This window comes from Clostridium putrefaciens (assembly GCF_900461105.1).
Classification (GTDB): Bacteria; Bacillota; Clostridia; order Clostridiales; family Clostridiaceae; genus Clostridium_L; species Clostridium_L putrefaciens.
Genome location: NZ_UFWZ01000001.1, coordinates 2,180,473 through 2,196,681 on the forward strand (window position 1 = coordinate 2,180,473; position 16,209 = coordinate 2,196,681).

A 16,209-nucleotide genomic window follows, 5' to 3' on the forward strand; every position below is an offset into this window, starting at 1 on the left:
TCTGCTTAAACACACTTTTCCATTTTATTCTACCCTGGGTTCCTTGTGAGGACATGCTTTGCTGGACTCACTTGCTATTTAGTTAATATTTTAACAATAAATTACTTAAAATTACTTGAAATTACTTAAAATTAATTTTCAGTATCTTTTATATTCCATAAAATTTTCCCATCTTGAAAGAAAGGAAATAGTAATATTACATGAAATATTATAAATATTATTATTGTTGTATTTCTAATAATAATATATAAAAAAAATGAAAACAATGCTCCAGAAATAGGTCCTATTAATGATACCAATCTTGAATTAAAATCATTATTAATATTGACAACTACTTCAAATTTAAATTTATCAATATTTATATATATTCCTTTGTCACTTTGAATTAAATGATAAGTATATATATGCCCTATTTCATGAAATATAACTGTTATTATAAAAAGAGACCAGGTGAAGAATATATCTAGAAATTGATACTTTACAAAAAACGGAATAAAAAAAACTATAGATAAACTTCTTAAATAAAAAATTATACTGGATTTTAAAATTAATTTTAGAACATCTCTAGAATATATTGTTTTTTTAGCAAACATTCTCTTAATTGATAACATATCATTACAATATAAAAAATTAATATAATACTTTAACGTTTCTCTATTAAAATCTTTTTTTAATAGATCTGCAATTTTATTATTGTTAAAAATACATTGTATATACTTATAGTCGTCTTTTTCTATATAAATTTTATTGTTAAGCCTTTCATCATAAATCCCATCAATTTCCAAGCAAACACCTTTGTTTATACAATATTTATCAAACTTATAAAATTCCAATACTATCACTTCCTATTATAAAAAATAATTATTAAATTTATAATTAAAAGAGTAATATTTTCATTAATATTACTACCAATATAATTATTTATAACGGTAGAAAAAATGCTAAAGGTCGTCTTATATAAAAGTGGTATTAAAAAAATTATTATATAAAAAATAGCATTATCTTTACCATATATTAAAATAGGAAGTTCAATTTTATCTAATACAACGAAAATTAACAATCCTAATAATATAATTTCTACATAGAGCGTTATATCTGTATGTTTGAATATAAATGAAAAAATAATATAATTTATCGTAATAAGTATAAGCGATAATAGAAATCTATATATTAAATTTTTATTTATATTTATTGGTAGTGTTTTATAGCAACTATAATAACTATAATATAACCCTATAGGTAAAGCTGCTACCATCGTTAACAAAATCGAAATAGTATTATAATCTATATCAAGTTTTAATATTCTAAATATGATAACAATAAGATATGGAGCTACTAAAAATTCAATATAATATCTTAAATTTCTTAAAAATTCAATTATAACATTAAATGAATATAAGTTTATTCTATTACAAAATCTAATATTATAATTCTTCTTTATTAACTTTTCTTTTTGTTCATTAAATTCTATATTCTTATCCTTCATAAAATATAGAATCCCTATACCTAATACTAAAGGACTAAATAATAATAAATAATAAAATATATTAATTTCATCTAAATTAATATATTCAAAATAAAAATATAATAATAAATATGATAAGCTTAAGCTTACTAGTGATGTTAAATAGAAAGAAAATTTACTTTTATATTTTAAATTAACTATTTTATATATAGATAACGTTAATATAGATATTCCTAATGTTAAACAATAAAAAATTATTATAAAAATAACTACTAAGAGTATATTTATATTCATAACATTTGCAATTGATAATATCAGAAATATAAATGATGATCCTAAAAACATTAAATATAAAAAAATTGATGATATAAATATCAAATCTGACTTTACAGGAAAACATTTTAACTTATTCCAATACTCTAAATAATTTTTATATGAGAATATCAATGTAGAGAATGATAAACAAACTAAAAATAATCCTAAACTTAAATATAAGCTTTTCAAAAATATTACTACACTTGCATTTGATGCTAATTTAACTCCATAAAACATTTTAGTTATATTTGAATAAAAGTAATATAAAATCAATAGAAACAATAAGAATGTTGTTACAAATTGAGATGTATTTTTTACTAAATAAATTTTTAGTCCATTTTTTATAGCCAAAATTTGACTTTTAAAAATATATATTATTTCCTTCATAATTAATCACCATCTCTATTTATTTGTTCAATAAATATATTTTCTAACTTTTGTTCATTTATTGATGAAATAGAAAATATATTATTAATAACTCCATCATTAATAATAATTACTTCATCACAAACATCCTCAACAAAAGATAATATATGTGTAGATATTACTATAGTAATACCTTTTTTCTTTAAATCTAATATAACATTTTTAAATAAATATATCATTTCTATATCTAATCCATTAGTTGGTTCATCTACTATTATTATTTTGGGATTGTGCATTAGAGCCACTATTATTTGAACTTTTTTTCTCATTCCATGAGAGAAAAATTTTATTATTCTATATCTTTGTTCTTCTAAATCAAAATATTTTAACCAATATTTAATACTTTTTTCAATTTGAACTTTCTCCAATTTAAATAGCTGTCCTATAAAATTTAAATATTCATTTAATGTTAAATAATCAATGAGTATATCATTATCTAATACAATTCCAATATTACTTTTAAACTCAATTGAGTGTATATTAGGAATTGTATTTAAAACACTTATATTTCCTTCCCCTCTTAATTCTCCTATAATACAATTTATTAAGGTAGTCTTTCCACTCCCGTTTTTCCCAAGAATACCCACACATTGTCCTTCCTCTATTTCAATATTTATATTCTTTAAAATATATTTATCCGAATATCTAAAACTAAAATTATTTAAACTTATTATTCCCTTCATCTTTACTCCTTCTATAACTTCCAATTAGAAGTGTACATTTTTATTTTATTTATTATTTTTCCTAATAAAATTGTTATAACAATTGCAAAAATTAATGGAAATAAATAGAATAGTGTGGAATTACTATAGCTAATAACAAAACCTCCATCATTACTAATTGTAAATAAAACATTTTGTAATGTAAGTCCTAATAATTTCAAATTAAATTCTGCATCTTTACCATTCTGAATTAATACATCTAAATTAGGTGTTTGAGCATCTAATAATCTCCTTATAACAAACATAGAAAATATTAAAGCTATAAAAAACAACACTATCATTGACGTTACTACTAAAAACTTTTTATAATATAACTTTTTCATAAAATTTATTACTCCTATACCTTAGAATTATTACTATACTAATGTTTTAATTTATTTACTATTTTCTAATAATTATTAATATTCCTCTACTGGTAATGAATAAGGATACGCTATAGTTCCATCTGGATATCTATAATATTCACTAGTTGAATTTCTAGGTTTTACTATAACTTGTGTTGAAATATCACTAGAGCCATTTATAATAGAAGGAGCTATTCCTTTTGTTATATTAAATCCTATCGCGGCTTTACTAGAAAACTTAATATCTATATAATCTCCATTATTGGTTGCTTTTTGAACTGCTTGTTTTTGCATATCTATAGTTGAATAAGCAGTGTAAAAATTAATAGTAGATGATACTACAATATAAAGAGCTGCTGAACAAATTAAAAATACTATTGCTGCTGTTATTGGATCAACTGCATATTTTTTTACATTTCTTAAATTTTCTTTTATTCTATAAGTTATTCCATTATCAGATTTATTACATTTTAAACTATTTTCCATAATCCACCTCTCATACTTAATTAAAACATTAGTATATATATATATTATACATACTTTGTTTAACATTTACTACATATTTTTCATATTATTCTGTACTATATATTTCTCAGAATCTCAATTTTTTCTGTTACATATTTTCTTAAATCCATAGTAACTTATATTTTTATTATTACATCCTATAAAACATACGCTATTTCGTTAAATCATGTTTTAGCGAAATTATAAAATTTAACGGTTTTAAGCCATTTGAAAGACCTGGATTTTTTAAAATCCAGGTCTTTTTGTTTACTCATTATAAACTTTTCTAAAAAAAGATAGACTTCGCTATGATCATAACGAAATCATAATAAAATTGAATAAAATAAGTATCTATAATACAAGCAAGAAAAGTTTTATATCTATTTTTGATTTATAGCCTTCATTGTTACTCTATATACTAAATAAACTATAGCAAAAATTATTGCAATACCTGTAATCCCTATAATAATTATATCCAATATATCACCTCTACTTTATTGCTTTTAATTTAGCTATATCATAGCAATTTACTTTAGTAACTTCTTCTACTTCTTTTAATTCTGCAAGCCTAGATAATACATCGGTTTTAAATTCACTTAGATTTGCAGTTTGATCATAAACTACCTCTAAGGTTTTATCTAATTTATCTATCTTATTTTCTATTTTATCTAATCTTTCATTTGTTTTAATTTGCCCTTGCTCTATTCTCTTTAGAATTTCTAATATTTGTTCATCCATGCTTATCACCCCTTATATTAACTATATTATATCCAATATAAAATCTTATTAATAGGGTCAATATTTTCTAATTTATTTTTTCAATATTTAAAGGTTTTTAAATGAATTTAAAGAATAGTATTATTACAGTATACTTATTGTAATATTATATTTGAGGTGTTCTTATGGAAGTATTAGAATTATTAAAATTAGTTAATTCTGAATTAGAAAAAAATAAAAGTTTAACTTCAATAGCAAAAGTGCTTGGAGTAAATGAAAGTACTATAAGAAAAAAATTAAATAAACTTGGATATAAAAGAATAGGTAATCAATTCGTATTGAGTTCCGAAAATACTAGTAAGACTACTGGTACTATGTCAAGAAAAAGTACAAGTTAAATTTGAATTTTTAAATATTAACTTATTTTCTATATTGTATTAGCCAGCAGTTAGATATAATTTATTTAACCCTTCCTTATACACAATTTCATATTGGTTTGGTGATAGATATCCATAATGGCTATGTATCCTTACTGTATTATAAAATGCTTCTATATAATTAAAAACCAATCTATGTGCATGGTTATAATCTAATATCTTGAATCTATTTAACCACTCTCTTTTAATCAATGCATGAAATGACTCTATGCACGCATTATCCCATGGATAGGCCTTCTTGGAATAACTGTTTATAAAATTTTTAGTTGCTTCTTGATATGCAGCAGAAGTATATTGTATACCCCTATCGCTGTGCATAACTAAGGGGTTGTTTATATTTCGTGATGCTTTTGCTTTCTCAATTGCCTCAATGACACATTTTGACTCAAGAGTAGTGCTAAGGACCCATGATATGATCTTTCTTGAGTATAGATCCATTATGCTTGTTAAATATGCAAACCCATCATATGTCCAAATATAGGTGATGTCTGAGCACCATACTGCATTTGGTTCTTCTGGATTAAATTCTTCGTTTATCTAATGCGTCCTGTGTGTCCCTTAGTTCTTTGCGTAGTCTTGCATTTTCTTTTGCGTCATCACTTTGGTCATTACCAGATCCCCTAGTAGGTACTTCTCCATTGTTAGCTCTGGCTTCTTTTGTCCACGTGCATAATGTTGCTTTGCTTGTTCCTAAATTCTTTGCACAAGCTGTTAATCCTAAATCCTTATGATCTAAATAATACCTTACGGCATCCTCTTTAAACCCTTTTGTAAACTATCTACTCATGTTAAATCCCTCCATCTTCCTTTATCATTATTATATATTCTATATTGGTATCTTTCACTTTCAACTTGTATTATTTATATTCTAGCACCATATTGTTATTATTACTTGATGCCCTTATAAGGGGGTGGTATTTATTTATAAAGGGCTTATGATGGGCTTGTTTTTTATATTTATTTAAGTTTGGTTAATATATATTTTGTGATTTTTATTATAGAAATCAACTAAAAAAGCATTTCATTAAAATTATTCTAATGAAATGCTTTTACCTGGTAATTTTCTGGGCCCCTGAGGTGTTAGGTGGAGGCGAAGTTTCCCTCTTGCTATTTGCGATTGCTAATATTTCTGCTTAAACACACTTTTCCATTTTATTCTACCCTGGGTTCCTTGTGAGGACATGCTTCGCTGTACTCACTTGCTAACATCTGAAAATTCTTTTACGGGGATACTATATTTTCTGCATTCATCCTGCGTAAAATCAATTAAAAATGATTTCAGAAAGTTACAAGCAAAATCGCTAATTCTATCTTTTGAAATATTGTTTACATAAAGCTGTATTTCTTCAAAATGAGAAAATCCATTTGCTTTATAGTGTGGTATCATACTAAACAGTTCTAAAATTTCATTAGATGTCTTTGTTGATATTCTTAATCCTTTCTTTGTTTTTCCTGAACCTAATCCTACTTCACTACATTCAGATAATTCTACTAGAATATTCACTAACTGTTCTTTTTTATCTTCACTTTGCAAATATATTGTACCTAGTTTATTAAATGTACTTATTAATATCAAATGTAATGCGTTATCCTGCTGGGAAGGAGACTTCCATAAAAGGAATGGATCTAAATACAATGGTATATCTTCATCCAAAAATGGTATAGCAAAATCAACTTCTTCTTGAGTAACAGGAATATTATAGTAATCTATCAATCGTGGTCTTACAATTGGCATTAAGCATCCCCCTCCCTACATAATTTCAAAATACTTCAACTCATCTTTGATTGCTTCCGCATTTTTAGGCGTTTGGTTGTTTTTTAATTTTAGATCTTCACTATATTTAGAAATATCATACATTGTCCACCATTTGAAGCCCTACCTACCATAATTCAATTCTATATAAATAGATAAAGCACTCACCCACATCTAGCATTAATAATTTACCTATAGATATTTCATATAATGGAAGATAGCCCATCCACATCCCTCTAAAAATAAATAAAATCACTTCTGAATTAGGCTTATTATGCAGCACATTGTAAAATTAACAGATTGTTGATATCTTTATTTTACTAATATTTCATTCACATTTCTTATCGATGCAACTTCCAACTTATTATAGGTTTTTAGTGTTAAATCATATACATCTTCTGTAGAGTCAATATAATCCATGGTTACTGCTACAGCATAATTAACAAACTCAGCATCATGCCCATATCTGTCCATAGCATGTAATACTAAATATGGATCCTTCAAATTTTTATAAGCCATCACTGCCCTTCTCTTAATAACCGTATCCCATTTAAAGTTGTTTTTTCTTTCCTGTTCTGTTTTATACTTGTTACTGAAATCAGAATAACTATTTGGATTATTACCTAAACGCCAATCGTCAGCAATTAATTCCTCAATAGTATCATGGTCACTTGCTAAATTAACTACTTTTGTTTTTCTCTTACCATTAATTGTCTTGCTCATTGTATACTTATTTTGGCTCGGATAAAATGTATCCTCGATACACGAAAGGGTGTAATCCTCGGTATTTTTAGCATCAATTTCTGTTGATAATGCTATCGTCCATTCAACAACTACTTTTCCTGAATAATTAAGATTACCTATATACGGTAATGGTAATTTAATAGCTTGTGTAGGACGCAGCTTGCTTTGATATATTGTTGTTACGCTGTTATCAACACAAGATAAAATATCTTCAACCTTTTGATTTGCAAATCCATGACCAATAAACCGATCTGCTTTGTATTCTGGATGTTGTGCGGTATGTACTAACAAAACCCTTGCAAGTAATGGATTTCCAAAGTTACACCTCCCAATAATTTCTGCTGCTTTAGCAGTTACTAACGGTGCTGAAAAGCTTGTACCACAAGAAAAACTTCTACCATTAGCACTACCAGATATTAATTGAAATGGATTTGTAGTACTTCCACCAAAATCAAGGAAATCAGGTTTGATTTTGCATCCTTCTCTACCATCTCCATATGAACTATATTCTGCTCTCTCAAATGTACCATCACTCTTTTGAGAATACGCACCTATGCCAAGACAGTTAACAGCATCAGATGGTGCCTGTATTCTGCATAATTGATCATCGCTTAAGTCTCCATCATTTCCTACTGCTACCACAAATAAGGTTTTTCCATCCTTTGACAATTCATCGATTGCATAAGTAAACCGAGTAATGTTATCATCATCAATTGCACCATATGGACCTATTGATAAATTGTAAACATTAATATCAGGTCGTTTTGGTACTACGTCTTCAATAATGTCAATAATCTCATACAAATCAATGTCATTGTAATCACTAAGGGGAAACACCCTAAAACTTTCAACATTAATTATAGGTGTTGCCAAATTATCTTTTAACCCATACCCTGATAAATCCCCATATAAAGCAGCCCCTACAACCCCCATTCCATGATCCAGAAAATTATTATCCTTGGGAGTAAGAATAGGATTGTTTTCTATAACACAACCAGCAAAATAAGGGTTATTTACATTAACACCACCATCAAAAACACCCACCTTAATAGTTGATTGCTGTACATTTAAAGGAGGAGGGGGAAGTGGCATCCCCATTCCACTTGAACGAATTATAGGTAGCTGTTTTAGAAATATAGGATGGGCTGTTCTTATTGGATTAAATCTAAGAACATGCGTTAGAGTTTCCCTAGTTAATACAGCACTTACAAACGTAATTCCAGAAGCATATGTTTTAAATTTAACCTTGCTTGTTTCACCTCCATATTGATTAATCAGTTTCATTAATTGATTTTTCGCCTTTTCAGTACTTGATTCAAATGGATGCAACACAAGTTCTACTCTACCATCTGTCCAGTCAGCATCAAATTTAGAAATGAGAATTGAATGATTATCAAAATATATACTCTCAATGCTCCTAATATTATCAATTGCCCCTTTAGAAAAATCATCCCCACTTCTTAATTGTTCTTCTAGTGTTTGCAAAGTAATTTTAGACATTCTCAAGAAAATCTCTTTACCTAGTTTAATTTTATTTGGCTTAGTTTTATCCTTTAATGTAATTTCTTTCATCCACTTTTTACTACCCACGTCTTCTGCATTAATATGCTTTATAAAAGCATTCGGATGATAAGATTTTGCAGAATAATCCACATCCATCTTAACATTAACAATCACTTCATCCATAATAAATTCTTGGGGAGTTTGATTGATACAACTTATTACATCCTTAACTTGATTACTTAGTTTATATCTGGCTTCCTCAAAACTCAGTCTTTTATCACCTTTTGAAAATCCGTTATCGTGTTTATGTGGGACTATATATTCTTCCCCTTTAGCAAGAATAGGTCTTTTTTTATTGCTCATCATTTACCCCCCTCTTTATATAATTTTGAATTGCTGATATACTCTTATCTAATATTGAAGCCATTTCTCTATAGGTCATCCCAAACTCTTCCCTAGCCACTTTACAAAACCTTTTATTAAAATCTAAACTTTTATCCGTACTAGCATTCGCTATTTCAAGTATCACCAATTTTTCTATTTTATCACCATACATTATATGTTGCTTCTTTGATTTATCACAGACCTTAATTATATCTGCTGGTGACATTCCTTCCGTTAATTGTGCATACATCTTAAATATTTGCTTTTCCATATTCTCATATTCCCTATCCTTAAAAGCAAAATCAAACAATTTCTGCCTTGTTAACTTATCTGGCAGTACTACTTCCAAAGCAATATCAAATCTTCTCCAAATCGCCTTATCTAATAATTCAGGATGATTTGTCGCTGCAATTAAAATAGAATGTGGTGGCCACTCCTCAAGCTCCTTTAATAACACATTAACCACCCTTTTTAATTCACCTAAATCTGTAGAGTCATCTCTTCTTTTAGCAATAGCATCAAATTCATCTAATAAAAGTAGTGTTGGCTCCTCTTTAGCATAATCTAATGCTTTTTTCAAGTTTTGTCCCGTTTTTCCTAGGTAACTAGATACAGCAGATGCCATATCTAACGAGGCAAACTTTAATCCAAACACACTTGACAAATACTTTGCTAACAGTGTCTTTCCTACTCCAGGAGGTCCAAATAAAAGTATTGATGCCGCAGGAGCTAAACCCACAGACATTAATTTATTTATATTTGCCCTCTCATCCACTATTGTTTGAATAATACTATTTATCTTATTATTAAAGAGAGGCGGATCAATCTCCATTGGCTCTTGAACAACTAACAAGTTAGAACGAGAATCTTGATCTTGTGGTAAAGTCCCATACCCTATGGAGCGAACACTAGATAATCCTGCACCATGAAAATTTAATGCTTCTGATATTTGGTTAGCCATCTCTGGGTTATTTTGTTTAACACCTCTTATAATTTTTGTAGACAAGGCCCTTACAGTTCGTAAGTCGTTATCTAAACTTGCTCTTATTAACTGTGGAATATAATCTTCTATGTTCATATTTGTATCACTCCATTTGAATTTCATTATTCATAATACATCGCCATTCCCTTGTTTCTCAAACCACCACAGTGCCTTTGTATTATGTTTCACTCTGCTTTAATATTATAATACAAAAATACTTTTATGTCTATACACTTATTACTTTAACAGAGATTTCGCATTAAAATCCCAGTGAAAATTTTACTCTTACTATAATTGTCACCTATTACATTCATTAAGATATATGGGAATGCAACAGGCAGATAGGTCGCAAAATGGCTATAAATTCCCCCTCCCCAAAGTATCTTCAAAATTAATTTGCAATTATTAAACTAGTTAAGTAGTATCGAAGATAGGATTTATCCAATCTTGTACTAATAGCATCTCATCCCTTAAATCCTCAATTATATTTATCTGCAACATCCTTTTTCTTCTAAACCCTCTAATGCACCGAAAAAAATATAATTGCATTAAGTTAAAGGCTATTACTATAAACATAAGCACTGTTTCTACGCCTGTTGGACTATGAAGAAAGCAATGATCTAAATGCCACTCCGTTTTTAACTGATGAAACGCATTATTTTCAATATCCCATCTTTTATGCATTATCTTCCACAAAGTTTCTACTGAAGTAAATTTGTCTGTAGTTATAATCCATGATTCTTTGATTTCTACTTTATTTTTTTTATGTACTTCTTCTATAAACTTTATAAATCTTACTTTTATCTCTGAATTAGACATTTCAAAATTATCTTCATCCCAGGCTTTTATTTTTATATAGTTGTTACTTTTTCTATTCACAACCCACTTTTTATTTGGCTCCCTGCACTTGAATAAAGCTAATGCATCTTTGACAATATGAAGTCTTTCATCTTTAACTCGTACTACTGCATTCATTCCAATTGATAGCACTTCTTTAATCCAAGTGGATTTACAATATAGAGCGTCAGCGACTATGATATCTGCAAAATGATGAAATTCTTTATATAGCCTATTGATTAGGCGTTTCCCTCCGGTAGTTTCACCTTCATCCTTATTTGATCCATCTGTTTTAGGTTCAAGCATTTCCTGTCCTAAAATAAGGTGCGGATCAGAGCCTACAGTTGAACATACTACTGACCTGTGAAAATAATGAGTAACTCCACCATTGTGAACTCGGCTAAGACATTTATCACAACACTTTTTGGTGCTTTCAAATAATTCTACACCATCTATTGCTACTACCTTTAAACCATCCATAGTACCAGTTCTAAAGACTCTATTTTTTACCGCAGTTTTTATTATTTGATTGTGCATATTATTTAAACCTTCTAAGTCAAAGTCGCTTAATGAGCGCCTAACGGTATCAATACGTGGCACTTTAGTTTTCTTAGGTAGCAACTTTTTAAATTTATTTTTTTCAAGTAAGTGTTCTAATCTATTGAAACTTCTTATTTGAAGTATAAAGCCAAATAATACCACAAAGGAGATTGTTGAAACTTTTGCAGAAAATTTTATTCTTTTATCCTTTAAGGTATTCATTTTTTTGCCTATATGATATACCTTATTAATATAGGTGAGCATTTGTTTTAAATAATTTGTGTTCATTTTATCAGCATCCTTTTATTTTAAGTTTCTAGTTAAAACTATTATAAAAAGGATGCTTTTATTATGCAAGTTTTTCCCTTATAAATTCCAGCAAAAATCGGAATTAATAACGATTTTCTTAATTTGATACAAATCATTATAAATCAACGGGCTATCGCCCTAAAAACTTTTCAAGTGCTAAACTTCTGTTACTTTAAATAAAAAATTGCAATATGAGACCCTTTTTCTCATTATATATACTCACTTGACCATTACTCATTTTCGGATTTCGGGGAAAAGTGGAGTCAGTAATGCAAACTGACTCTTTTGGAGTTTGCTGCTATTAAATCTTATATATAAAAAAGTTGCCCACTCAATTTAGAGTAAACAACTTTTTGTTTTCATCTTCACTTTTAATTATTAGATAACTTTAAAATACTTTAACGCATCTTTAATTACTTCCACTTTTTCAGGTGTTGGATGCTTTCGTTCATGCTTTAATTCTTCTACTGCATTAGGGGCATCATACATTGGCAATCCCAAACTTCTTTTTACTTCTGCTATATAAGCCGTATGCACTTTGAAATCATACTTATTTTCTATATATTCTTGTATCATTTTATAAGTTACTCTTTCACTCGGTCTATAATTTTCAACTTTTTGAACTATTTTATCTACTGGGATTTTTCCATCACCCTCACCAAACTCAATGTTTACGTGGATATGACTATCTGCATTTTTGTGGGACAAAGATACAACCGTCTCAACGTGGCTCGAGAGGACAGAATGAATGTCTTAGGCTTATTTAGTGACCTTACGTTAGTGGGAACATATCTATAGGCTTTTAGTTAGTTTTTATAATCTAACGTCTGTGAGAACATATCTATAATAATAGTAAAGTTCTTGCAATAGTTAGACTCTGATAAGCTTTCTAATTGTCCTCAACTAGAAAATACGAGAATTTCACTTTTTCCTTGCTATAGCAGCTGCACGTTTTCGTTCATTGTCATTTAGTTGGAAAATCAAATGAAATACTTCCATCCTATTACCTGTTTCAGGCACTATATGCTCACTAACAATCATTATGTTGTCATCTTTTTCGATTCTTTGAATATTAATTGGTTGGAAATCTCCCTTTATGTTATTTAATTCTTCCTCTATTTTGTCAAACCCTTTTTTAAGGGATATATCCCTATTCATAGATAATGTAATACCAAATTTGAAATTATGGTTTAAATATCCCATTAATTGATTATATTGATTCGTAAAGTTCTTAATGTATTTGTTTTCAAGCACTGCATAATCCGTAATATGCCCATCTTTTTCTGCATATATATATAGATCAGTTTCACCTAATTCTTTTTTAGCACGCCCCATTGTAAATTCTCTTGTAACGTGAAGATCGTACTTACTGTTTAAATTTCCTGCAATGGCATCTTGAATATCTGCAGTAATTTGCACTTCATTCCGTTTCTCAAAATCTACAATCCGTTTTTCAAAACGTTTAATGACATTTATCAACTCTGATACAATATTGTCAGGCATTGGAATACATGGATCATTATTTCTCTTTCTGAGGGTTTCTAAGTACCTTTCTCGCAAATCATATTCCATCAAATCAATATAATTATCAAGATTATCATAGTGAAAAAACATCTTTAACAATTTTGGATTCTGAAGATATAACATAACCATGTTGCTTAATGGTTCTGGTAAAAAGTCGTGATCCTGGAAACACATATCATAATATTCTTCAAAATCCTGTATTAGTCTTAAAATATATTTCCCATCATCTTCATTCTCCAAATCATTTTTTAGATTATCATCTATTTTATTACTAATTAACTCGGTTTTATCATCAACACAATCTTCCCACCAACATAATATTGCATACATCAAGTATTCATATTTAGGCTTAATAAAATCCCTAACACTATTTGAACAGACAATTTCATATAATTCATCTACTGAATTTCTACATTCCTGTGGTTTTCTCATAAGATAGTCTCTTGGGAAAAAACCATCTAAATCAAATCCTGGATCTGATTCAAGAATATCTATTAGTACTTGTATTATATCCCGCAGATTGCTATTAACATACTGTGTTACTCTCTTGCCAATACTTGATAAATCCTCATAATCATATATATTTATTTGAATCAAAGCACTCATTCCTTCCCAATAAAAGTGTATCTTGTTTTTTCTCTGTTTTACCATAACATCTTATATTCAATCTTGTGCTATTCTAAAACACACCATCTATGTTCTAAGTACTCCCTCATAAAACTTATATCTATCTTCTTCAACTAACATCCCAGATAATCTAAAGATTTCAGTCTTGATAGATTTTCATTATACTTTGGAAAGTCTTCGTATTAACAGCACTCTATTAAGCAAACTTATTTTAAAATCTCTCATATGTATCCTTTTTAGTGATTTTATCGAATTCTAAAAAATCATATAGCTTTTCTGGAAAGATATCTTCTGAAAACTTGCTTTCATTGCTAATAATATCCCAAATACCTGTGCTATCTTTATCGTTTGATTCATACCCTATAACACTTTCTAACTTAGGAATATTAAAATGAATTCGTTCATTTCCTGCTTCAGTTATTAACTTCCAGTTTGTTGTTACCATTGCTTTTTTAGTTGCCTCACTTAAAGGTTCGCCTTTTAAGTTAAAGGCCTCTATATCTTCTATTTCTTTTTTGTAAAAATTACTTTCTTTATATTCTGACTCAGTTTTATAATCTAGCTTTTCAATAAAGTTATCTTGAAAATCAAAATCATTAATAACGAAATAGTCTAGGCCTAAATGTTTGCATAATTTGATAAGGACTATCGCGGTTACTTTCCCATGATGTGGTATAACCACTATGTTATTGAAATTTAAATATGTATCTGCTAATTTTTTGTCACCGGAGATTTCTATTACTTTTTTCCTAATGATTTCTTTATATACCATTAGATCATTTGGCCCTTCAACTAATACAACCTTTCTACTAAATATAATTTTATTTAGATTGGGTTCAATTATTTTAATGTAATTATTATAGTCCCTTATTCTTGATACTAATTCTTCATCCTTAGATTCTTCTACTTCTACTTCTACTTCTACTTCAGATATGAAATTATCACTGCAGTTATTATATTTTAGTACAGTTTGCTTTTTCTTTTCATCAAATTCAATTCTAATTAATCCTTTGGTATCAAAAATATCTAGCATTTTATCCGAATGGGTTGTATATATTACTTGATGCCCTTTTTCAGATAATGGACAAAGTACAGATTTATAAAAATACTCTTGGTGATTTTCATGTAAAAAACTTTCAGGTTCTTCAAAAAGAAACAGACATTTATCTTCATCATTACTCTCAGCTATAGCTTGAATTACTGACATCACAAACATAGATATATAACCATCCCCAAAATGATCAATTGGTATAAGGTTATCTTTGTCACCATTAAGACCAACTTTAAACATCATCTCTAAAAATATATCGTCATATTCAGGTAGCCCAAACTCTATTTCACATTTGCTATCTTTCAAATTTACAGCATAATTTTTTTGAATTCTTTTAATAAACTCATTCAACATAGAATCCTTTATAATTGATTCTGTTGAATCCTTAATATCCTTTTCAAACGAATTCTTTTTGTCATACATCTTTTTATCTTTAGCCATTATACTTTTTATATGTTTTGCTAGGAATGAAGTTAAATTACCCCAACTTGTTTTCTTTGTCGAAATTTCTTTTTTTATCTCATGAAAATTGATATAAAATATTTTATAATATTTTGCAGCACCAAATGCTTGCCAGTTTTTTTCTTGACAACATTCTTTATATGAATCTATTGTTGCACTTTCTATCTCACTCCCATCTAAATTAATATTAAGTTTATGCCACCCCGTTAAATTAGCTATTTTACCATTTTCTTTAGTCTCTTGACTACTATGTATTCTTGTTGTTATTTTAGGTATGTTTTTTATATTTCTATTATGAAAATCATTTATTGTGAATGTATCCTTATTCACATATTTCTCAGTAATTCCATATAATACGGCATTAATAAGATTGGTTTTCCCGGCGTTATTATATCCTACAATAGAAACTGGTTTCTTGTACTTTTCATCGGGGAATTTAATTATAACATTATCCCCAAATGAGCGATAATTTTCTATTACTATCCCATTAATTCTAATTTCACTCATGGTTCCCTCCTTTTTTAGTCTTTTAATATATTTCTCCCTGTGAATCTTATTATATT

General features: G+C 28.2%; 15 protein-coding genes and 1 pseudogene. 1 reads left to right on the top strand and 15 read right to left on the bottom strand.

What is annotated here, in order from left to right; all coding sequences use genetic code 11:
• Positions 1-131: 131 nt before the first annotated feature.
• The 6 genes from DY168_RS09660 to DY168_RS09685 form a co-directional block, all read right to left on the bottom strand.
• Positions 132-833, bottom strand: coding sequence for a hypothetical protein (locus DY168_RS09660; protein ID WP_115641586.1), 702 nt, complete (start codon positions 831-833; stop codon positions 132-134).
• A 5-nt stretch (positions 834-838) separates the two neighbouring features.
• Complete coding sequence (locus tag DY168_RS09665) at positions 839-2,167, bottom strand: hypothetical protein (RefSeq protein WP_115641587.1); 1,329 nt, start codon at positions 2,165-2,167, stop codon at positions 839-841.
• Between the two features lie 2 nt (positions 2,168-2,169).
• Complete coding sequence (locus tag DY168_RS09670) at positions 2,170-2,889, bottom strand: ABC transporter ATP-binding protein (protein ID WP_147291422.1); 720 nt, start codon at positions 2,887-2,889, stop codon at positions 2,170-2,172.
• An 11-nt stretch (positions 2,890-2,900) separates the two neighbouring features.
• Positions 2,901-3,251: a hypothetical protein gene (locus tag DY168_RS09675; RefSeq protein ID WP_104410762.1), complete on the bottom strand. Its 351-nt coding sequence runs from the start codon at positions 3,249-3,251 to the stop codon at positions 2,901-2,903.
• Positions 3,252-3,326: 75 nt separating this feature from the next.
• The gene (locus DY168_RS09680) at positions 3,327-3,758 is read right to left on the bottom strand and encodes a hypothetical protein (protein ID WP_115641589.1); all 432 of its coding nucleotides are present in this window, start codon (positions 3,756-3,758) and stop codon (positions 3,327-3,329) included.
• A 507-nt stretch (positions 3,759-4,265) separates the two neighbouring features.
• Entirely contained in the window at positions 4,266-4,514 is a 249-nt protein-coding gene (locus DY168_RS09685) for a hypothetical protein (protein WP_104410764.1), read from the bottom strand.
• A 164-nt stretch (positions 4,515-4,678) separates the two neighbouring features.
• On the opposite strand from DY168_RS09685, the gene DY168_RS09690 reads away from it, so the two are divergent.
• The gene (locus tag DY168_RS09690; protein ID WP_115641590.1) at positions 4,679-4,891 is read left to right on the top strand and encodes a hypothetical protein; all 213 of its coding nucleotides are present in this window, start codon (positions 4,679-4,681) and stop codon (positions 4,889-4,891) included.
• Between the two features lie 39 nt (positions 4,892-4,930).
• Here the strand turns inward: DY168_RS09690 and DY168_RS09695 are convergent, their stop codons facing one another.
• The 9 genes and pseudogenes from DY168_RS09695 to DY168_RS09735 all read right to left on the bottom strand — a co-directional run bounded on the left by DY168_RS09695 (position 4,931) and on the right by DY168_RS09735 (position 16,153).
• Positions 4,931-5,467 carry an IS3 family transposase gene (locus DY168_RS09695; RefSeq protein ID WP_278286373.1) on the bottom strand — a complete coding sequence of 179 codons (537 nt, stop codon included), beginning with the start codon at positions 5,465-5,467 and terminating at the stop codon, positions 4,931-4,933.
• A pseudogene (locus DY168_RS15285) lies at positions 5,451-5,693 on the bottom strand (transposase); the annotation flags it as partial. The pseudogene DY168_RS15285 and the gene DY168_RS09695, both read right to left, overlap by 17 nt.
• Before the next feature lie 432 nt (positions 5,694-6,125).
• Positions 6,126-6,665, bottom strand: a complete 540-nt coding sequence (locus DY168_RS09705) for a hypothetical protein (RefSeq protein WP_115641591.1) — start codon at positions 6,663-6,665, stop codon at positions 6,126-6,128.
• 330 nt (positions 6,666-6,995) lie between these two features.
• Positions 6,996-9,296 carry a S8 family peptidase gene (locus tag DY168_RS09710; protein WP_115641592.1) on the bottom strand — a complete coding sequence of 767 codons (2,301 nt, stop codon included), beginning with the start codon at positions 9,294-9,296 and terminating at the stop codon, positions 6,996-6,998.
• Positions 9,283-10,392, bottom strand: a complete 1,110-nt coding sequence (locus tag DY168_RS09715; protein ID WP_115641593.1) for an AAA family ATPase — start codon at positions 10,390-10,392, stop codon at positions 9,283-9,285. Before DY168_RS09715 ends, DY168_RS09710 begins: the two co-directional genes overlap by 14 nt.
• Before the next feature lie 318 nt (positions 10,393-10,710).
• The gene (locus DY168_RS15075; protein WP_115641594.1) at positions 10,711-11,961 is read right to left on the bottom strand and encodes a transposase; all 1,251 of its coding nucleotides are present in this window, start codon (positions 11,959-11,961) and stop codon (positions 10,711-10,713) included.
• 399 nt (positions 11,962-12,360) lie between these two features.
• Positions 12,361-12,690 (bottom strand): RNA methyltransferase, encoded by a 330-nt coding sequence (locus tag DY168_RS09725; RefSeq protein WP_242984103.1) that lies wholly within the window; start codon positions 12,688-12,690, stop codon positions 12,361-12,363.
• Between the two features lie 213 nt (positions 12,691-12,903).
• Positions 12,904-14,103, bottom strand: coding sequence for a hypothetical protein (locus tag DY168_RS09730; RefSeq protein WP_341458783.1), 1,200 nt, complete (start codon positions 14,101-14,103; stop codon positions 12,904-12,906).
• A 241-nt stretch (positions 14,104-14,344) separates the two neighbouring features.
• Positions 14,345-16,153, bottom strand: coding sequence for an ATP-dependent nuclease (locus tag DY168_RS09735; protein ID WP_115641596.1), 1,809 nt, complete (start codon positions 16,151-16,153; stop codon positions 14,345-14,347).
• Between the last annotated feature and the right edge of the window lie 56 nt (positions 16,154-16,209).